Raw genomic sequence first — 20391 nt, 5'->3', positions numbered from 1 at the left:
ACTAAAATATTAAGGTTGGTAAAAATGACTGAGAAAATTAAGCAAATTGTAGATGACATTAATCAATATACTTATGAAATGAATGTAAAATTAGCGAAGGCTCAAGAAGCTCTATTTACAGATGATTTATCGATGAAACAAACGATGGTCATTGATTTTGTACACAAGCATAAAAAGTGTACAATGGGCGAAATCGCTCACTATATGGAAATCTCCCCGAGTGCAGTGAGTCAAATAGTATCGAGACTTGAAAAAGAAAACTATTTAAAACGCGATATTAACCCTAACAATCGCAGAGAAGTGGTTGTTATGTTGGCTGAAAACGGAGATGCGTATTATCATCGCGATGAGCAAATTAATGAACTCATTATTGAAAAGATTTATAGCAAAATGCCGGTGGAAGATTTAGAACAATTGCGTAGCTTAATCCAGCGCTTAAATCGAATTGTTGAGGAGGAAATTTCAAATGGATTGGAATAAAGTGAAAGAACAGCTTGATGATACGTTTAATGGTACTGTGTTGCTTGCACAAGATGAGACAATTCTATTACAAGGTGCCTATGGAGAGGCTTCGGTTCAAACACACGCACCAATGCAACTTCATCAACGTTTTAACTTAGCTTCTGTATCAAAACCTATTACAGCCTTGGGAATTTTACTTTTAGTACAAGAAAAGAAAATAACATTCGATGATGATATCAACAAATGGTTTGATCATTTGCCTTACACGAATATAACTGTGCGTGATTTATTACATCATACATCAGGTTTGCCTGATTATATGGCATTGTTTTCAAATTGGGATGAAACAACAGCTGCCACAAATGAAGATGTTCTGCAGCTATTAATTCAATATGCACCACCGCGACTTTTTGAAGCAGGTGAGCGAATGGAATACAGCAATACAGGTTATGTCTTATTAGCTCTTTTAATCGAGCGTGTGACCAATAAAAGCTATTCTGAATATATGGATGAAGCTATTTTTAAACCATTAAATATGATAAACACAACGGTAACATCAACTACTTTTACTGAACAATATACGAATGAAATTGCACAGGGCTATGTGTTTGATGTGTATACCGGACAATATGTGGACCCTTCAGAATTTGAAGAAACGAAAAGTACTACTTGTTTGAATTATATTACTGGCGATGGTGGAATCTATTCAACGGTAGAGGACTTATGGAAATTAGGGCGTGCTGTTATTCAAGCACAGCTTTGGGATGAAGCTTTACTTGAGCAAGCCTTTACTTCCTCAACGCTTACGGCGGAACAACCTTTTTCTTACGGGATGGGTTGGATTATTTCCGAGGATGAACAACTTGGGAAATGTGTATGGCACAATGGCGGTTGGCCAGGGTATGCAACTACATTTAAAATTTACCCGCAGTCTAAGACAATCTTTATATTTTTACGCAGTAAAGAGCAAGAATTAGATTATGAAATAGCGATCGGTGAAGCAATTGAAAAAGCAATAACGACACATGAGTTCCATTTGCCAAAAAAGCCTGAGCAATATAAAGCTGTGCATTTACCAGTCGAAATTTTACAGAACTATGAAGGTAAATACCAACTCCAAGAACAACCTGAACATGCTGTGGAAATAGCATTGCAAGAGGGTAATCGCTTATATATTTTCCTACCTGCTACAATGCCACTTGAGTTACATGCGATAAAAGAAGATGAATTTTTCTTACGTAGTTTAGGCGTTTTAGTAACAATAAAGCAAGATATATTAACAGTTAATAATGAAGGTCAAAAAACGATCGCTAAAAAAATAACCGACCCCATGCTTAAAGGAAAATAACATATTTCTGGAGTTTAATAATTTGAGAACAAATAAAACCGTTGTGCATAATGAATTCACATATTGTAGACGTTTAGCTTTTTTAGTTTCCATAAAACTGAATTGTAGTCTTAACAATGAGTACTTTGTGATGGGTGCCGAACTATCGTGTTTCGTTTTCCAGCCAAACTTGAGGAAAGCGCCAACGTGGAGTGAAAAATCTGCCTTTGCTTATTTATACACATAAATTAATATTTATCTTTTTGTTGTCATGAGAACTCATTTTACACAATGGGTTCTTTTTCATAGAGTTTAAAAACAAAGAATTATAGAGACAAGATAAGTGAAGCGGTTGATTGGAGTGGAGGATGGGCGACTCCTTCGTGACCAACAGCAAATGTTTTCTGTAGCAAAAACAAAGCCCAGTCGGAACGGAAATAACCCCCTCGTTTTGCAGAAGTGCCATTTACTATCCCGAAATTTATACTATATACATTCAAGTTACGAGTAAAAAATCATTTTTTTGAGTAAAAATATTCATAGTTTATACAAGCGCTAAAAGTACCGTAATGACACACTTTTTACAATAAACATAAAAGTCTATAAATTTATAAAAATACACTTGCACTTATTTTTATAACGTGATACTATTCGTGTATAAACTTTTAAACGAATGTATAAACATACATATCTTATAGATTAATTGGAGGCGCATTTTTTATGGCGAATAAAAAAGTAGTATTAGCATATTCAGGAGGACTTGATACTTCTGTAGCAATTCCGTGGTTAAAAGAACAAGGTTGGGACGTTATTGCAGTTTGTCTTGACGTTGGTGAAGGTAAGGACCTTGAATTCGTAAAAAATAAAGCTCTCCATGTAGGAGCAATTGAATCATATATGGTAGATGCGAAGGATGAGTTCGCTGAAGAATATGCATTAATCTCATTACAAGCTCATACTTGGTACGAACAAAAATATCCATTAGTATCGGCACTTTCTCGTCCATTAATTTCTAAAAAATTAGTGGAGATTGCAAACCAAGTAGGAGCGGACGCAGTAGCTCATGGTTGCACAGGTAAAGGTAATGACCAAGTTCGTTTCGAAGTTTCAATTAAAGCGTTAAATCCAGATTTAGAAGTGTTAGCACCTGTACGTGAGTGGGGCTGGAGCCGTGATGAGGAAATCGAATATGCTATGAAACATGATGTACCGATTCCTGCAACGTTAGATTCACCATTCTCTATCGACCAAAACTTATGGGGCCGTGCAAATGAAGCGGGCGTAATGGAAGATCCATGGGTATCACCACCAGAAGAAGCTTATGGTTTAACAGTTTCTGTGGAAAACGCTCCAAATGAAGCGGAATACGTAGAAATTGAATTCGTTGCTGGTAAGCCAGTATCGTTAAACGGTAAAGAAATGAAGCTTGCTGATTTAATCCAAGAATTAAATGCAGTAGCTGGCGCACACGGTGTTGGTCGTATCGATCACGTAGAAAACCGATTAGTTGGTATTAAATCTCGTGAAGTATATGAAATTCCAGGAGCTAAAGTGCTATTAACGGCTCATAAAGAACTTGAAGACTTAACGCTTGTAAAAGAGTTAGCACACTTCAAGCCAGTCATTGAGAAAAAATTATCTGAATTAATTTATGATGGTTTATGGTTCTCTCCATTACGTGTAGCACTGGAGTCATTCCTTGCTGAATCACAAAAGTTTGTGAACGGAACTGTGCGCGTGAAGCTTTACAAAGGTCATGCAATTGTAGAAGGACGTAAATCCCCAAATTCACTTTATAGTGAAAAGCTAGCAACATATTCTAAAGAAGACCAATTCAACCATGCTTCAGCAGTAGGCTTCATCGAATTATGGGGTTTGCCAACAGTGGTTAACTCTTCAGTAAATAAAAAATAATCTTTTTTGACAGCAGGGTGTAGTGTAGCATTAAACGCTGTACTACACCTTTTTTAAAAAGAATTTTTAAGGAAAAGGTGAGCTGTTATGACAAAACTTTGGGGCGGACGTTTCCAAAAATCAGCAGAAGCATGGGTGGACGAGTTCGGCGCATCGATTGGATTTGACCAACAGCTTGTTCTAGAAGACCTTGAAGGTAGCGTAGCACATGTTACGATGCTTGGCGCAACAGGAATTTTACCAGCAGCTGACGTAGAGGCCATTCTTGGTGGCCTTGCACAATTACAAGAAAAAGCAATCGCAGGGGAGCTTGAATTTACAGTTGCTAATGAAGATATTCACTTAAATCTGGAAAAAATGCTCATTGATTTAATTGGTCCTGTAGGTGGTAAGCTTCACACAGGCCGTAGCCGAAATGACCAAGTAGCAACGGATATGCATATTTTCTTGAAAAAACGTGTGAAGGAAGCAATCGGTTTAATTGAGATATTCCAAAAGACATTGCTTGAAAAAGCTGAGGAGCATGTAGAAACAATTGCGCCAGGCTATACACATTTACAACGTGCCCAACCAATCTCATTTGCGCATCACTTAATGGCCTATTTCTGGATGTTAGAGCGTGATAAACAACGTTTTACGGAGTCGCTTAAGCGTATCGATATTTTGCCTTTAGGTGCAGGTGCCATGGCGGGGACAACTTTCCCAATCGACCGCTTAAAATCAACGGAGCTTTTAGGCTTCAGCGAGGTTTACGCAAACTCGATGGATGCAGTAAGTGACCGTGATTTTATCGTTGAATTTTTAAGTAATTCATCATTATTAATGGCGCATTTATCTCGTTTTGCAGAGGAAATTATTTTGTGGTCGACAGATGAATTCAAATTTATCGAATTAGATGATGCCTTCTCAACAGGTTCTTCTATTATGCCACAAAAGAAAAATCCTGATATGGCGGAGTTAATCCGTGGAAAAACGGGACGCGTTTACGGTAACTTAATGGGCTTATTAACTGTTCTGAAAGGAACACCGTTAACATACAACAAAGATATGCAAGAAGATAAAGAAGGTATGTTCGATACAGTCCATACAATTCTTGGTTCACTAAAAATCTTTGAAGGTATGATTCGCACGATGACTGTCAATACAGAGCGTTTGCACCAGGCAGTACACTCTGACTTCTCCAATGCTACGGAGCTTGCAGATTATCTAGCAACAAAAGGTATGCCTTTCCGTGAAGCACATGAAGTGACAGGAAAACTTGTATTCACATGTATTCAAAAGGGTATCTACTTATTAGATTTACCGCTGGAAGACATGAAAAAAGAAAGTGAGCTTATCGAAGCGGATATTTACGATGTATTAGCGCCTGAAGCAGCCGTTCGTCGTCGCCATTCTTTAGGTGGTACAGGATTTGATCAAGTAATCATCCAAATTGAAAAAGCAAAAGCTTGTCTCGTTTAACCATAACTTAGCGTGCATGTCCTTGTGACTTTTGCATAGATATTCATTAAAGCTGTCCAGTGAGGCACTATGAAAAACCATTTTCCTTTTTCGTTAGAGCCAGAGGGTGAAACGAAAAAGAGCCCCTTACATAGGTGAAGGACAATCCCCAATTCTGGAGACGCGGAATTGGGGTTTTTGTGTAAAGAAATAACAATGGGAGGGATTACAATGAATGAGCGTTTTACAAAGGGATACGAAACAATTAAACAGTATGTAACAAAGGAAGAAGCGGCAAGAATGATTGAGGCAGATGCACTAGCTGATTTAGCACCAGATTTACGCAAAATGATTATTGAATTTGCCTATGGTGATGTATATTCACGACCAGGGCTAGATGCAAAAAGCCGTGCACTTGTTGTCATTACAGCAGTAGTAACTCAAGGTGCTGCCCCACAAACAAAGACACATATTAAACGTGGTTTACATGTAGGATTGACACAGACAGAAATTGTGGAAGCATTATTACAATTAGTGCCTTACATAGGCTTTCCGCGTGTGCAAAATGCTTTAACGATTGCGCAACAAGTCTTTAAAGAAGACGCCTAAAATAAAAACGCTGCATTTTCGTGGAGTTCTATTCTTTAACAAGGTACTTTTGATAAAAATGCGCTTCACATGAATAAACACTTGTGAAACGGTTCATATTAAAAGAGGAATCACTTATTAATCTAATATGATTAGGAGGATGTAGAATGAGTAGTCAAACACCCAAAGACCAGGAATCTCAGGAAAGTCCGCCACAGTTGTATAGGGTGAGCTTCTAAAATCTTAAGAAAAAGGTGAGGCAGAGGATATTCTGTTTTGCTGTTTCTTAAGAAGAAGCAAAAACCGATACAGATATAATCAATAGAAATAAGTGTTCTTGGATCCAGAATTTTCCTGGGTCCTTTTTTTTTGCATTGATTGCCCTAAAGTCTGTTAGACCAGTGATGATGAAGAAGATTTCCTACTAATTTAATTTTTACTTTATAGAAAAATTTGACTTTTTCAAAAATCTGTACTACTCTAAGTATGACAGATTTCTGTTTGGTGATAAGCGGTACAGATTGGAGGGGTAAAATGAATATTCATTTAGATCCAAGCAGTGAATTACAGCTCTACAAACAGTTAGCAAATCAGTTAATTGAGTTAATTGCTAAGGGAGAGCTAAAAAATGGTGATACATTACCTTCAGTTCGTTCAATGGCTGCAGATTTAGGGATTAATGTCAGTACGGTAAGTAAGAGCTATCACGAACTCGAAGAAAAAGGGTTAATCGAATTAAAGCCGAAAGCAAAGGCTCTCATTATCGGTGGTCAAAAAAAAGAATTGCAAGAGACGGAAGTTGAAAAAGTAGAAAATGCATTAAAACCAATTATGGCAGAGGCCTTTGCACGTGGCCTTGAAAAAGATCAAATGACAAGTTTGTTTCATCGAATTTTAAAACAATGGAAGTAGGGGAAATATGCTTTTTATAATAGGCATTTTTATCTTTGTAGGGGTACTGGAAACAGTAACACCATATTTGTCGAGAAAAACAACAGTGTTTGGTGTGTCAATTCCAGAGCCCTATGTGCAACATCAGCAATTACAACTATTTAAAAAGCACTACAGCATGTTTGTAGGGAGCATCGCAGCTGCATTTCTTTTAGGCCAAATTTTACTATTATTGACGTCCATTCAGGAAAAGAAATTTGTTTTACTATCCTTTATATTCCTATGTGTCATGTTTCTCCTATCAGCTGCTCTTTCTATGTCTTATCATATAAAAATAAAAAAACTAAAAAAACAAGAAAATTGGGAGGCACATGTCAAAACTGTTTATGTGACGGATCTATCTATACGTGATAGAGATGAAGTACTTTCACCTGTATTTTTCGCATTACCAATTATTATCACGTTAGCGTTGATTACCTTTACCTATATGAATTACAATGCCATTCCGGATGTGTTTGCAACCCATTGGAATGCAGCAGGTGAGGCAGACGGTTGGACTGAAAAAACGTGGATCTCTGTAATTGTCATGCCACTTATTTTACTAGGGACACAAATTAGCTTATTCATTATAAGTTTTGGTATGAAAAGTGCCAAAATTCAATTGAGCGCACAGGCGAAAGAAGCTTCGGCCAATAGAGAGCTTACTCAGCGTAAATATGGCAGCTGGTATTTAGCGGCGATTAATTATAATATGACCATTCTTTTTGTTGTTTTACATTACACGACAGTGATTTTAAAAGATCAAACAGCTCCTTATTTCTTCCCTCTTTTTATTGTATCTATGATCGTTTCTTTAGGGGGACTTATCCTCTTCAATTGGAAATTAAGTAAAAGTAATGAGCGCTTTGATGATTTACATACAAACGAAACAGCTTCAGCCGATGATCGATACTGGAAATGGGGTATTTTTTATAGTAATAAAAATGACCCTTCACTATTAGTAGAAAAGAAATACGGTATTGGTTGGACTGTGAATATGGCGAATAAATGGAGCTATATCATTTTACTTGTCATATTTTTATCAATCTTGTTAGTCATTTTCATATAGAGGGAGAGATTTTATGAAAAAACTATTAGTTTTATGTTGTGCACTTTTATTATTAACAGCATGCGCTCAGAAGGAAGACAACACAAAAGGGAAAGAGACGAAAGGGGACAATAAAATGAATGAACAACTAATAGGTAAATGGGAAGGGAATATTGAGACACCGAATGGAGCATTTCCAATTATTGTTGATTTGCAAAAAGATAACGGGAAACTATCAGTACCTGGGCAAGGGAATTATCCATTTAAAAGCATTACATATAATGGAGATCAAGTGAATGTTTCGATCAACTTAAATGGCTCTGCAATTGAAATTAAAGGCACATTAAAAGATGGGCAAATAGAAGCAACATTCCAACAAAATGGTGGCAAATTCCCACTTGTCTTAAAGCCATTCAAAGAACAGCCAAAACAACCAGTTACGTATGAAACGTTAAAGGTTCCCGTCAAGGATGGTGAGTTAACAGCGGCTCTTCAAAAGGCTAGCAACCAATCATCTCCAGTTGCGCTTATTATAGCAGGCTCTGGTCCAACGGATAAGGATGGAAATTCAGCCTTAGCTGGTAAAAATAATAGCTTAAAAATGATTGCAGAAGGCTTAGCAAAAGATGGTATTGCAACTGTCCGCTATGATAAACGTGGAATTGGCGATAATCAATCCCTTTTAACAAAGGAAGAGGATTTAACGATCGACCAATACGTAGATGACGCAGTTCAAGTAATTAATACCCTGTTAGCCGACAAAGCTTATTCAAGTGTTCATATTATTGGTCATAGCGAAGGCTCACTGATCGGTTTGCTAGCCGCACAAAAAGCAAAGGTAGAGTCCTTTGTTTCCATCGCAGGCACTGGAAGACCAATAGATGAAGTTCTGTTAGAGCAAGTAAAAGGTCAGTTTACACCAGCCCTTCTAAAAGAATCAACAGATGCTCTTGCATCCTTGAAAAAAGGCGAGCTAGTGAAGAACGTTTCACCAGAATTACAATCTCTCTTCCGCTCTTCCATTCAACCATATATGATTTCATGGTTAAAATATAACCCTGCAAGTGAGTTAGCAAAAGTAAGTAGCCGAGTTTTAATTATTCAAGGAAAAACTGACTTACAAGTAGTTGCAACGGATGCGGAAGCATTAAAGAAAGGTAAACCAGATGCCGAGCTTGTATATATGGACGGCATGAATCATGTGTTAAAAAATGCTCCAGCAGATCGCGCGAAAAATTTAGCGACGTATTCAGACCCATCATTACCACTTCATAAAGAATTGTTGCCAGCCATCCAGCAATTTATTAAGAAATAGAGACTAGGAATGGAGACAGGTCTGATTCTACAAAGGAATCGATAGTGAAAGTTTTGATATACAATTAGGCGAAATTAAAAGTGCGATTATATTTTCTTCACCAATCCAAAGCGGTATAAGAGAATGCGCTTTCAAAGGTGAGGAAGGACTTGAAAGATGGTCTGAGCATAAAAAAAAAATAGAAAAGAACTTGGTTTACTTTCAATCATAGGAAGTAAGCCAAGTTAAACTATAAGTTCTGAATCTAACTGTACTTTGTGAGCATAAAATAGAGAATCGTAGAGGTCAGAACGAAGACTACCAGAAAGCCATTTAGCAACAGTCCACTTGAAAAATTAGAGTTTGCAAAGCTCCCATTCAAAACCAATAGTAAGTAATGATACCCCCTATTCTGAAGCAAAGTTCCAGATGGATTTAAACTTCAAACATTTGATGATAACCACTTTTTTCATTTACTTGTGATGATTTCCGTGAAAGCTTTACGAAGGTCATTAGCGAGGTTGTAAGTAATCGATCGGTAATAATAAGGTAAGGAGATGAAAGAATGGGAATCCTAGATATTAAAAATTTTTCAAAAGTGTATAAAGGTGAAAAAAAAGCTGTCGATAACATTAGTTTATGTGTTGAAAATGGCGATGTTTTTGGATTTATAGGTCATAATGGAGCAGGGAAAAGTACAACAATCAAATCAGTAGTAGGAATCCTAGATTTTGAAGAAGGCGACATCTACATTGATGGGCATTCTATTAAGAAAGAGCCGCTTGTATGCAAATCAAAATTTGCTTATATTCCTGATAGTCCCGAATTATATGAACATTTGACAGGAATCCAGTATTTAAATTTTGTAGTAGATATTTTCGGAGTTCCGGAAGATATTCGAGTAAAGAGAATAAAAGAATATTCTGGAATGTTTGGAATAACAGAAAGTCTTGGAAATCTAATATCCTCTTATTCTCACGGAATGAAGCAAAAGTTAGCAATAACTGGGGCTATTATTCATGAACCAAAGCTTTTGATTCTGGACGAGCCATTTGTAGGTCTTGATCCAAAAGCAGTAGTTGATTTAAAAGAGATAATGAAGAAAATGACTGCTAAAGGGAATGCAATATTTTTTTCAACACATGTCTTAGATGTTGCAGAAAAGCTTTGTCATAAGGTGGCCATGATTAATCGTGGAAAGCTAGTTTATAGTGGTACGATGGATGACATAATACAAAATCAAACATTGGAAGAGTTCTTTATGAAGGAGTTAAAAGATGAAACACTTATCGATTCTTCTGAAAATTAGGATTATTTCACTAGTGAGACTTAATACCCTAAAAGGTAAAGCCAACTTTGGTGATAAAATGGCTATTGTTGGTATATTTCTTGCGTCTGCTTTCGGGCTAGCGTATATTACAAGTCTTGGATATTTGCTGAATGAATATAATATGAGAGAACACATACTTGCATATTCATTTTTAGTGAGTACTCTTATATCATTGTTTATAGCATTTTTTAGTGCTAGTGATGAGTTTTTTGGAAAAAGAGATTATGACACATTAATGTCACTTCCTATTAAAACATCGATAATAGTAGTAAGTAGATTCTTATATATATATTTCTTGAATACGGTAGTATCTTTAATAATCATGCTTCTTATGGGAGCAGTATATTTCTTTACAGGAACAGTAAGCGGCGTTTTTTGGATAAAGATACTGATTGGAATACTTACAGTTGCATTAGTGCCATCAATTATAGCATCAATTGTTAGTATAGTAGTTTTAGAAGTTTCATCGAGAGCAAAATATTCTCGTGCGGTTTCTTCATTTAGCTATATGTGTATTATTTTATTTTTAGTATTAGCACCAACATTGAGTAGTTATAAATTAGACCCAAGCGATATGAAATTGATCTTAACAAATATATTGAATCAGGCTAACCAAGTGTATCCAATGTTTTATTTGTTTAATAAAATACTGGTAACAGGAAAAGTGGGAGATTTTCTTATATATATAGCAGTTTCAATAGTGTTAACAGTGATTTTCATTATAGGTCTCTCGTTTGTATACAAAGGACTAAATACTAAAATTCGATCAATGAGTAGTAACAAAAAATATGAAATAAACACATTAAAAAGATCAAGTAAATTAAAAGCATTATATGTGAAAGAAATCAAACGACTATTTTCGTCCACAACGTACTTAATAAACACAACATTTGGAATGATCATGATGGTTATTTTTACGATTTCTTTAATGATTTCAATTACAAAAGTGATGGAAAATATGCCGATAAATACTATTAATACAGTAGAGACTCTGTATGGCGTAACACCGTATATAATGTCATTGATGGTATGTCTTTCAAATACAAGTAGCGTGTCTTTTTCACTTGAAGGTAAAAATATTTGGATAATCAAAACTTTTCCATTGTCGAAAGAATTGGTTGTAAAGAGTAAGATACTTGTTAATCTTACGCTTACAATACCTCTTACGATAATAAACGGATTAATAATCGGAAGAGTGTTTGGAGCAACATTATTTCATTCCATCACATTAGTACTTCTTCCATGTGCATTTGCAGTATTTTCAGCAATATACGGAGTCGCTATTAATTTAAGATTTGTCAATTATAGTTGGCAATCAGAACTCCAAGTAGTAAAGCGGAGTATATCAAGTGTATTGGGGTTTTTCGGTGCAGCGATTCTGGTATTCATTGCAGCAGTTCCAAGAGTACTATGGTTAGGTTCGATAGTAGGTATATATGATGTTATTATTATTTCATGCTTGGGCATCGTAACTAGCATGTTATATGCAAAAACAATAAATGGTGAGCCTATTTAATTTGGGAAGAGTAGTGTGAAGATGAAATTATTAAATATTATTGAAAAAAGTAAGCTAAATAAAGACTGGAATTAATTGAAAAATCGAAAAATAGAGTGTTCCGCTCACTCGCTTTCATTACTGTTTGTATCGTGAAGCGGACAAGGGAGAGAATGGAGATTATTATGAATACATCTAAAAAGTCAGTACGTATAATTCCTTGGATATTTTGTGCCTTGTTTTTGGCGTTTTCAATTATTGGTGTACAAAATATATCGGATGAGATTCCTATTACCTTCAACATAGCCGGTCCCAATTTAAACGGCAGTAAGTATTTTATCTTTATATATCCTGCATTGTCTTTATTTATAGGGATTACTGCGTTAGGTGGAGTAGGGAAAAAGAAAAATACTAAATTACAAGGAAACTTACCATTTATAATTATTGGGAACTTAATAGTAGGTGGATTTATGGTTTATACAATCTTATCAAATTGGAATATGTAATTCCTCTAGCAATTCTAAGCTTCTTTGCATTTTACTTGTTGAAAACCCAGTTTTCACATTAGAAAAATTTGATATAAATTTTCCATTTTTCCACCCTCTGCGCCATCCATTCTGATAGTCTTCAACTAATCTATCATATTATGGATAAGTTTACCCGCGGAAGCAGGGCAAATACCCGTACGAAACAAATTAGTATATAACCAAAAGAAGTATGCTCAAATCAAAAAATGATGAGCATACTCTTTTGTTTTTTGAGCAAGTTGTCGATGATATTTGTTAAAACGTATACCATGTTAATAAGTTCATTATAGTGAAACATTTACTACTACTTTATCGTACAATTACTAAGCAAGGAGAGGTTTATTTTAATTCATTTAAAATGAATGACATAGCACATGCAACTATTTAAAAAGAAGGTGTTTTTATGTATAGCATTGGGAAATTTTCGAACCTGTGTAATGTTCCTGTAAAAACTATTCGTTACTATAGTGATATTGGATTACTCGAACCATCTTTTATAGATGAAGTGACCGGCTATCGTTATTTTGATTACGATAAAATGAAAGAACTGAATACGATTCAGGTACTAAAAAATTGTCATTTTTCATTAAAAGAGATTGAACAGATTATGAAAGGAAAAAATGATTGGCAAGATTTAGAGCTAAGATTACATAAAAAAGTTCAGGAATTAGAGCATCAACAAGAAGTAATCGCTGAACTAATTCAAAATATTGTCCAAGTGAAAAATTCTATAAGGAACACTGAAACGTTTAATCCAAAGCCAATATTATCAAGTTGTTACATAGAAGAACGACCAAAAACACAGGTGCTTTCCATCCGTGAAAAGATACATATTATTGAAATGGATAAGCTAGTTCAAAAATTATTTGAACGAATCTATGCGTATCAATTTGAGAAAGATGGGGAGCTTGTTGCAATTCTCCACCAACAGGACAGGAACCAAAATATAGCAGATGTTGAACTTCTGTTACCAGTAAAAGCAACTCAACAAGGGGAGTATATTAAAGTAATACCAGAAGGCAAGTATGCTTGTATAAATGTAAAGGGACCGTATTCAGAGTTACATTTTGGCTATAGTCGCTTGCAGGAATGGCTGACTGAGCAATCCCTCCAAGCAGAAGGGACTTTTATGGAGCAGTACATAAAGGGGTTAATACCAACTGAAGTAGTTAATCCAATTAATATTAAACCAAATATTGAGCTACATCCAAATGATTTTTTGACAAAAGTATTTGTGAAACTAAGAAACTAGCTAAACTCTCCAGTAGATGGAGACTTTATTCTGTATTTAGCAAGGTAAGAAATGTCTTGCTACTAAAATATAGAACGGGGTATATCGATGAAAACAAATACAGGACAGTTTGCATTTCTTAAAGGTAGTTCATATGAGATTGGACAATCACAAGCGAGAGAATTTCAAAATAACCCTTTTGCAAAATCGCTATTCTTTACGGAAAATTTAACTTCTGACAACGCTTATTTTGAAATGAAAGCACAAATAGAGCAGTATTGCCCAGGTTTAAATAAAGAATTAGAAGGCTTTGCAGAAGGTTTTGGTTATGCGCCTGAACAACTAAATTTTTATCAAAATGCGTGGTTAATTCCTGGGGGATGTAGTTTAGGGGCTATTTTACCTGGAAAGATGGTAGATGGTAAAACATATGTTTTAAGAAATTATGATTTATCACCTGATATTTCGGATATGCGCTTATGTACTACTCGTGTTGAAGGGAAATATACTCATACAGGATTTTCTGTTTCAACATTCGGTCGAAGTGAAGGCTTAAATGAGAAGGGGCTATGTGTTGCATATGCATCATGTGGTATGCCTATTGGTAAATATCCTGGTATGAGACCACCAGTAGTACCTGGGTTACAGTTTATGGTTATTGTTAGAGCCCTATTAGAAAACTGTAAAAATGTCGAAGAAGCAATTTATATGGTTAACAATATGCCAGTAGGAACGAATATGAATTTACTTTTGGCTGATGCAAATGGTGACGCGGCTTTGATTGGAACATATGACGGCATTAAAGAAGTAAAACGTGCAGAACTTGATTATCTTATTGCAACTAACCATGGCCTATTTTCCGCAATACAAGAAATGGAGCCAGGGAAGCTTGAGCATTCTCAATTAAGGTATGATATTTTAGAGGAGAAATTTAAGGAAAGTGGAAAAAGATCTATTGATGAAATCCAAGAACTTCTTTTAACAGAGTTTCCAAGTGGATTATCAGTTCATAATTATAAAGAAAGCTTTGGAACAGTGCATTCAATTTTGTTTAACCTTACTGATTTACAACTGGAATTTTCATTTGGCTCACCATTACAAAATCAGGTCAACAAAATAGACGTTGGTGAGAATTTAGTGAAAACACAAACATCTGTTGAATTTAATAATAAAAGCTATGGAACTGAATTTTGGAAAATAATAAAATCTTAAACAACAAAAAGACCTTTCCTTTGTGAGAGGCCTTTTTGTCGTGTCCGATTGTTAAAAAGAGAAAGAAATAAAACTCGCCAAATTTAACGCTAGGAGTTGACAATTACTAAAGCGTATTAGCTCGATAAACTTTACATATTATCAGTAGAAAAATCACTATGAGTTGAAATTTTACTTTATGGATCAAATATATTCTGGGGGCTGAGCGAGCTATACAGTGGCTATTATTCGTAGTCAATTCTCTTTATAGGACATACTTGTTTATTAACTTAATTCGTTCGTTACTACTTGGATAAATTCATCTCGATATTGTGATTCAAAAATAGTAACACCTTTTTCTCTGGAAAGTTGTTGTAACTTTTGAATCTTTGCTTCATCTTGCTCTATAAAGGCTTTTTCTACATTTTGTAAATCTTGCAAAATATGATGTATAAATGTATCTCCTTCTCTTTTGATATCTATAGCAATAAAGTCAAAAGATAAAAATGTTTTAGTAGGATTGATAATTTTATCAAACAAATAATTTAAAGCTTTAAAAGGGACATAAGGAATTCCTTTCTTATACTCATATTTCTCAATAATAGGTAGAACCTCATCAATAAATCTTTGTATTTTTTCTATATCGTAAAGCTTTGTATCTTCTAAATCATGCTTCTCAATAATCTGTTGTAATTTATCATATTGATTTTGTTCTAAAAGTTGCTTCATATAAAGGAGCTCTTCTTTGAATTTGGATCGCCCTTTTTTACTTAATTGTCGATGATCAATAACAGCGTATTCGATTAGCTCCCAGTCTATCTCTGGACCAAAATGTGGCCCTAAAAAATACTTAAGTTCTTCAAAATCGCTCACTTCAGTAACTCCCTTAATTAGTATTCTATTAATCGTGAAGTAAAAACAATAGAAAATTTCGTCTAACCACTCATCGTGTTAGGGTGGAATACCTTTGTTTTTACTTAATTCCCAATAATTATTTATTTTACATAAAAAATCATTATATAGAAACATATAATTTTATTTCATTTTTTTAAAAAATAAAATGAACCTTTTACAATCCCCATTTGTATAGTCAGTGAACATATAAAAAGGGAGGGTTTATTTTGGAACTTATTGTGAAGGATATTGTGAAAAAATATAATGGTGTGAACGTTTTGGATGGTGTGTCAGCCACATTTAAATTGGGCTATTGTTATTTATTATTAGGTCAGAATGGAGCGGGTAAATCTACTTTATCAAAATGTATAGCTGGAGATGTAAAACCTGATGGTGGTACCATTCTATTCAATGATTCGTCTAAAAATGTACAAGAGCAAGTTGCGTTACAATACCAATTTTTTTCGAGTTATCAGCATCTTAAAATTCGTGAAGTGTTGGCTCTTTTTACTACATTGACGAACAATAAAAATGATTTGGGAGAGCTATATGAAATATTAGGATTGCCAACTTATGACCACATCTTGTTGAAAAATGCATCAGGCGGTCAACGTAAAGCAGTATCCATCTTCCTTTCTTTTTTATTAAATAAACCAATCATCATATTAGATGAGCCGTTTGCTGATTTAGATTTAACAAAGAAAAAACAATTGATGTTTTACTTACAAGATGAAATTCGTCAACGTAACAAAATGATTATTATTATTAGTCATGAGGTGGCAGGGTTAGAACCTTTATTTGATTATGTAGTGATCTTAAAAGAAGGGAAGCTTATTGAAAATAGCACACAGGATGAACTCTATAGAAAATACACTGACGCGAAATTACCTGGAATCGAAGGTATCTACTATGAAGTGACAGGACAAATTTTAGGAGGAAAAGCGGGATGACTAAACAAATTGCAAAAATGTATATGTTAGAAAGTATTCGCAATCCAGGAATGACTATTGGGAATTTATTACCATCCTTTATATTTATGTTTACTTCAGTGATTTGTAAAAATATAGTGACTGGAGATGCGATAGATTTTATGATTAAAGGTCAGTTTTTACCAATTTCAATTTTAATGTTAATTTTCTCATTTGCATTTTCTAGCGCAACAATATATTTGGCAGATATGAAGGCCCATAGAACGTTTCAATGGGTACAGCGAACAGGCGTTAAGCCACACACTTACTATATTGGGATGGGAATCGGTGTTTTTACATTATTAAATATATTTTTAGTGTTACTACTCATTGGCTATTCCTTCATCATTGATATTTCATTTTCATCTTTTTTTATGATTATTTTGATTAGTAATTTTGTTTTACTGGCATTATATCCATTGAGCTTTATATTGGCAGGTCTATTTAAAAATGAGAAAGTAGCTCAAAGCATGTTAACGCCAATTATGATTTTATTCATGTTTTCAGTAACGATGACAACGGTGTTTTTAACACTTGCAGGGAAAAATCCACATGATTATTATATTTTTCTAAGCTGGAATCCAATGCTTTATTTAAATGATAGCTTGCAAGTGTACTTGAATTTAATTAACGAAACATGGCTTCCGCAATATCAATATTGTATAATTTTAGCAGTTATTAGCTTGGCGTTAGCGGTTATTGCCAAAAAAGTATTTAGAATGAGGTAGGTGATTCCTTTGCCAATTGGATTTATTTGGTCATTGGTTGTTAGTGGAATAATGATGATAATAATATTAACGCTTATGATTCCTATGGATAGAAAATATATTGTTCGTGAACATGGAAAAATAAATTATAAAAAAACAACGATTTATTTGCGTTGGAATGTATTTGATTCGCTAACACTTTTTTTATCGGTTTATACAATTTTCTGTGTGCAGGCGTTAAACATATTACTTTTTTGTGGAAGAACAATTGAAAATTCTTATGTGCAATTCTTTACAAATCAATCACAAGTTTGGATCATTATTATAGTAATTTATTTGGTACTACGTATTTCCGTGACATTAAAATCCATTAAGGCTCATTGGGGGGATGAGCTAGATGATGAGTAATGAGGAGTGGATGGAGGCCTATAAAAACGGTGAAGTAGAGGGCTTTGAACAGCTCTATAATCGTTTGTATGAGCCATTGTACTGCTTTTTATTTCGCTATACTCGGGAAGATCAGCTAAGCATTGATATTGTGCAAGATACCTTTGAGCGTTTACAATATATAAAAACAGATTTTGACCAGCAAAAGGGAACGATTAAGGCGTTTTTATTTCAAATTGCTTATCGCTTAATGATTAATAAATTAAATCGGCGTAAAAAATGGCGCACGCTCTTCCCGTTTTTAGTACCGACGTCAAGCCATCGAATGTCTGCTGACGAGAAATTAACGATTCAAGAAGCGATTCTTCGCTTACCGGATAAGCAACGAGCTGTTATTTTGCTCGTTTACTATCATGATTTGCCACAGGAGGAAATTGCACAAATTTTGTCCATTCCACTTGGTACCGTTAAATCGAGGCTACATAACGCGATAAGGACTTTAAAGGAAGAGCTAAAGGAGGATTTCGATGCTTAAGGATGAATTTCAAAAGGAACAATGGTTAAAAGACAGCTTAGATGATGATAAAGTGGAGATTCCCCAGCAGTTGATGAAATATAAGAAAAGTCGCTGGCAACGTTTTCTTCAGTATTTAGCCTCACCAACGAAGGATCCGTTAGAGTCAATATGTACATCTTCAGTTGGCTACACCTCTTTGAAAATAGTGCCCATTGTCGCGGCAGTATTTATTACAATTCTCCAAATTTTATTGCAATAAATTTTATGACTTACGTTAAATAAAACATTTGTAGCTGACGTTTTGCTTTCGCTACAGAAAATAATTGTAACTGCCGTTTCACTTTCAGTACAATTTGCTGAAAGAAGTTAAATTTCTCACTGCCACAATCACCCGGTTGTGGTATTTTTAATGAATAAAATACTATTCATTGCCCATTTTAAGGAAATATTTGGATTATTTGGAGGTAAATGCTTTGAGGGTTTTAAAAATGATTCCACATCCAAACACGATAAAAGGTCAGCTTCATCGAGCACTTGTTTGGATTACTTTTATTATTGGTCTATGTATTTTTATTCCAACGCTTTATATTGAATATCGGCAAACTATTCAACATCAAAATGAAGAGATGACATATTATTTGGATACCCAAACATATTTTTTTGAAAGCTGGTTATCAGAGCGATCCAGTGATATACATACATTAGCTAACTTAGATTTTATAAAGGCCTTTAATTATAAAAAATCACAAGCTTTTTTTCAAGATTTTAAAGAAAAAACAGATTTTACAGACTTAATATTCGTCAATAAAGAGGGCATCGTGCAATTTGATACAGTTACAGAAAATAATACATCTGGTGTTAGTGTGGATGTAAATGATCGTAAGTATTTTCAAATTGCTAAAAAAACGAAACAACCATACATAACAGATATTTTAATAAGTAAAGTTACAAAGCAGCCTATTATTGCATTTGCTTCACCGATTCTTAATGCACAGCAACAATTCAATGGTGTAGTTTTTGGCGCAGTAAATTTAGACACCATCGATCAACTGCTGCAAGAATCCAGAGTGGGCTTTTTAGGTCATGCTTATATTATAGATCAAGAAGGTACTATGCTCTCTGAATTTAACAATAAAAAACAACGATCTTCAGGAAATTATTTAGTTGATAAGCATATCCTAAACGCAGCCTTAAAAAATAAAACAAGCGGTCTCGAGCTTTATAAAGACGCGAATAATAAGTGGATTCTTGCTAAGAGTAAGCCTATAAATGGAGGGAAATGGTTTATCATATCAGAAATTGGTCTGTTAGAGGCCTATAAACCATTAATCAATAGATTTTTATGGATAACCATTTGTTTAGTAGTAGGGTCATTTTTTATGATTAAAATGATGTTACATCTCTCGAAAAGAATTGAAGAACCTATCCAGCAGCTTCTTACAGGTGTTAGAAAGGTAGAACAAGGTTTTTATGAATATCAAATAGATGATCAACAGCTGACGCCATATGCGCAAGAATTTCAGGAGCTTTGTGCGTCCTTCAATGAAATGAGCGACAAGGTGAGAAAAGATACTATTTTGCTAAAAGAATTATCGATTACCTGTCAGTTGACGAAGCTGTATAATCGTCGTTATTTGATTGAACAGGGGGAGCTTGCTTTTCAGAAATGTTTAGAAGAACAAAACCATTGTTCGTGTATAGCGATTGACATTGATTTTTTCAAAAAGGTCAATGATACATATGGACATTTAATCGGTGATGAAGTACTAAAGCACGTCGCAAACACCATTACAAATTCTGTGCGAAGAATCGACATTGTTACAAGGTATGGGGGAGAGGAGTTTGTCATTTTATCTCCAAATACTACGCTAGAGAGTGCAGTGGAAATTGCGGAAAGAGTCCGGCAACATGTTGAAGATCATCCTTATATTGCGGATGATTTTGAAATCAATGTGACAGTGAGTATTGGCATCGCAGGATACGGTCATTCTGAAAATATTTCAACATTTTACGAGCTGCTTGACAAGGCGGATCAAGCACTTTATATTGCAAAGGAAAGCGGTCGAAATCAACTAAGAGTATATGATAATACAGGTATAGTTGATATAGGACAAATGCTTTAAAAATTACATTTGGAAGTG

20 protein-coding genes are annotated in these 20391 nt (G+C 34.7%); 19 read left to right on the top strand and 1 reads right to left on the bottom strand.

What is annotated here, in order from left to right:
- Window positions 1–24 precede the first annotated feature (24 nt).
- The 13 genes from ACIQ7T_RS15130 to ACIQ7T_RS15070 all read left to right on the top strand — a co-directional run bounded on the left by ACIQ7T_RS15130 (window position 25) and on the right by ACIQ7T_RS15070 (window position 14798).
- Window positions 25–480 (top strand): MarR family winged helix-turn-helix transcriptional regulator, encoded by a 456-nt coding sequence (locus ACIQ7T_RS15130; RefSeq protein WP_402871294.1) that lies wholly within the window; start codon window positions 25–27, stop codon window positions 478–480.
- The gene (locus tag ACIQ7T_RS15125; protein WP_402871291.1) at window positions 467–1810 is read left to right on the top strand and encodes a serine hydrolase domain-containing protein; all 1344 of its coding nucleotides are present in this window, start codon (window positions 467–469) and stop codon (window positions 1808–1810) included. The genes ACIQ7T_RS15130 and ACIQ7T_RS15125 overlap by 14 nt, the downstream gene beginning before the upstream one ends.
- Before the next feature lie 699 nt (window positions 1811–2509).
- Window positions 2510–3703, top strand: a complete 1194-nt coding sequence (locus tag ACIQ7T_RS15120) for an argininosuccinate synthase (RefSeq protein WP_402871288.1) — start codon at window positions 2510–2512, stop codon at window positions 3701–3703.
- Window positions 3704–3790: 87 nt separating this feature from the next.
- Complete coding sequence (gene argH, locus ACIQ7T_RS15115; RefSeq protein ID WP_402871285.1) at window positions 3791–5164, top strand: argininosuccinate lyase; 1374 nt, start codon at window positions 3791–3793, stop codon at window positions 5162–5164.
- A 210-nt stretch (window positions 5165–5374) separates the two neighbouring features.
- Window positions 5375–5752: a carboxymuconolactone decarboxylase family protein gene (locus ACIQ7T_RS15110; RefSeq protein WP_402871282.1), complete on the top strand. Its 378-nt coding sequence runs from the start codon at window positions 5375–5377 to the stop codon at window positions 5750–5752.
- A gap of 513 nt (window positions 5753–6265) precedes the next feature.
- Window positions 6266–6643 carry a GntR family transcriptional regulator gene (locus ACIQ7T_RS15105; RefSeq protein WP_249073792.1) on the top strand — a complete coding sequence of 126 codons (378 nt, stop codon included), beginning with the start codon at window positions 6266–6268 and terminating at the stop codon, window positions 6641–6643.
- A 7-nt stretch (window positions 6644–6650) separates the two neighbouring features.
- On the top strand, window positions 6651–7730 hold the full coding sequence (locus ACIQ7T_RS15100; RefSeq protein ID WP_402871279.1) for a DUF1648 domain-containing protein: 1080 nt from the start codon (window positions 6651–6653) through the stop codon (window positions 7728–7730).
- 13 nt (window positions 7731–7743) lie between these two features.
- Window positions 7744–9024 carry an alpha/beta hydrolase gene (locus tag ACIQ7T_RS15095; RefSeq protein WP_402871276.1) on the top strand — a complete coding sequence of 427 codons (1281 nt, stop codon included), beginning with the start codon at window positions 7744–7746 and terminating at the stop codon, window positions 9022–9024.
- A 550-nt stretch (window positions 9025–9574) separates the two neighbouring features.
- Window positions 9575–10312: an ABC transporter ATP-binding protein gene (locus ACIQ7T_RS15090; protein ID WP_402871322.1), complete on the top strand. Its 738-nt coding sequence runs from the start codon at window positions 9575–9577 to the stop codon at window positions 10310–10312.
- Window positions 10281–11849, top strand: coding sequence for a putative ABC transporter permease subunit (locus ACIQ7T_RS15085; protein WP_402871273.1), 1569 nt, complete (start codon window positions 10281–10283; stop codon window positions 11847–11849). Before ACIQ7T_RS15090 ends, ACIQ7T_RS15085 begins: the two co-directional genes overlap by 32 nt.
- 164 nt (window positions 11850–12013) lie before the next feature.
- Window positions 12014–12334 carry a hypothetical protein gene (locus ACIQ7T_RS15080; RefSeq protein WP_285394919.1) on the top strand — a complete coding sequence of 107 codons (321 nt, stop codon included), beginning with the start codon at window positions 12014–12016 and terminating at the stop codon, window positions 12332–12334.
- 424 nt (window positions 12335–12758) lie between these two features.
- Window positions 12759–13607: a MerR family transcriptional regulator gene (locus ACIQ7T_RS15075; protein WP_402871270.1), complete on the top strand. Its 849-nt coding sequence runs from the start codon at window positions 12759–12761 to the stop codon at window positions 13605–13607.
- Between the two features lie 87 nt (window positions 13608–13694).
- Complete coding sequence (locus tag ACIQ7T_RS15070) at window positions 13695–14798, top strand: C45 family autoproteolytic acyltransferase/hydrolase (protein ID WP_402871267.1); 1104 nt, start codon at window positions 13695–13697, stop codon at window positions 14796–14798.
- 264 nt (window positions 14799–15062) lie between these two features.
- On the opposite strand, the gene ACIQ7T_RS15065 is transcribed toward ACIQ7T_RS15070, so the two are convergent.
- Window positions 15063–15650 carry a hypothetical protein gene (locus ACIQ7T_RS15065; protein ID WP_370080479.1) on the bottom strand — a complete coding sequence of 196 codons (588 nt, stop codon included), beginning with the start codon at window positions 15648–15650 and terminating at the stop codon, window positions 15063–15065.
- A 248-nt stretch (window positions 15651–15898) separates the two neighbouring features.
- Between ACIQ7T_RS15065 and ACIQ7T_RS15060 the strand changes: the two genes are divergently transcribed.
- The 6 genes from ACIQ7T_RS15060 (at window position 15899) to ACIQ7T_RS15035 (ending at window position 20373) form a co-directional block, all read left to right on the top strand.
- Window positions 15899–16621 (top strand): ATP-binding cassette domain-containing protein, encoded by a 723-nt coding sequence (locus tag ACIQ7T_RS15060; RefSeq protein WP_370080477.1) that lies wholly within the window; start codon window positions 15899–15901, stop codon window positions 16619–16621.
- Window positions 16618–17367: an ABC transporter permease gene (locus ACIQ7T_RS15055; protein WP_370080475.1), complete on the top strand. Its 750-nt coding sequence runs from the start codon at window positions 16618–16620 to the stop codon at window positions 17365–17367. Before ACIQ7T_RS15060 ends, ACIQ7T_RS15055 begins: the two co-directional genes overlap by 4 nt.
- Window positions 17368–17754 (top strand): group-specific protein, encoded by a 387-nt coding sequence (locus ACIQ7T_RS15050; RefSeq protein WP_370080473.1) that lies wholly within the window; start codon window positions 17368–17370, stop codon window positions 17752–17754. It begins immediately after the preceding gene.
- A 10-nt stretch (window positions 17755–17764) separates the two neighbouring features.
- On the top strand, window positions 17765–18268 hold the full coding sequence (locus ACIQ7T_RS15045; RefSeq protein ID WP_370080491.1) for an RNA polymerase sigma factor: 504 nt from the start codon (window positions 17765–17767) through the stop codon (window positions 18266–18268).
- Complete coding sequence (locus ACIQ7T_RS15040) at window positions 18261–18509, top strand: hypothetical protein (protein ID WP_370080471.1); 249 nt, start codon at window positions 18261–18263, stop codon at window positions 18507–18509. Before ACIQ7T_RS15045 ends, ACIQ7T_RS15040 begins: the two co-directional genes overlap by 8 nt.
- Before the next feature lie 214 nt (window positions 18510–18723).
- Window positions 18724–20373 (top strand): sensor domain-containing diguanylate cyclase, encoded by a 1650-nt coding sequence (locus tag ACIQ7T_RS15035; protein WP_370080469.1) that lies wholly within the window; start codon window positions 18724–18726, stop codon window positions 20371–20373.
- Window positions 20374–20391: the final 18 nt, after the last annotated feature.

Source organism: Lysinibacillus sp. NPDC096212, assembly GCF_044763105.1.
GTDB lineage: Bacteria > Bacillota > Bacilli > Bacillales_A > Planococcaceae > Lysinibacillus.
Note: the sequence above shows the minus strand (reverse complement) of the source record. Positions and strands in the feature narration are given on the sequence as shown.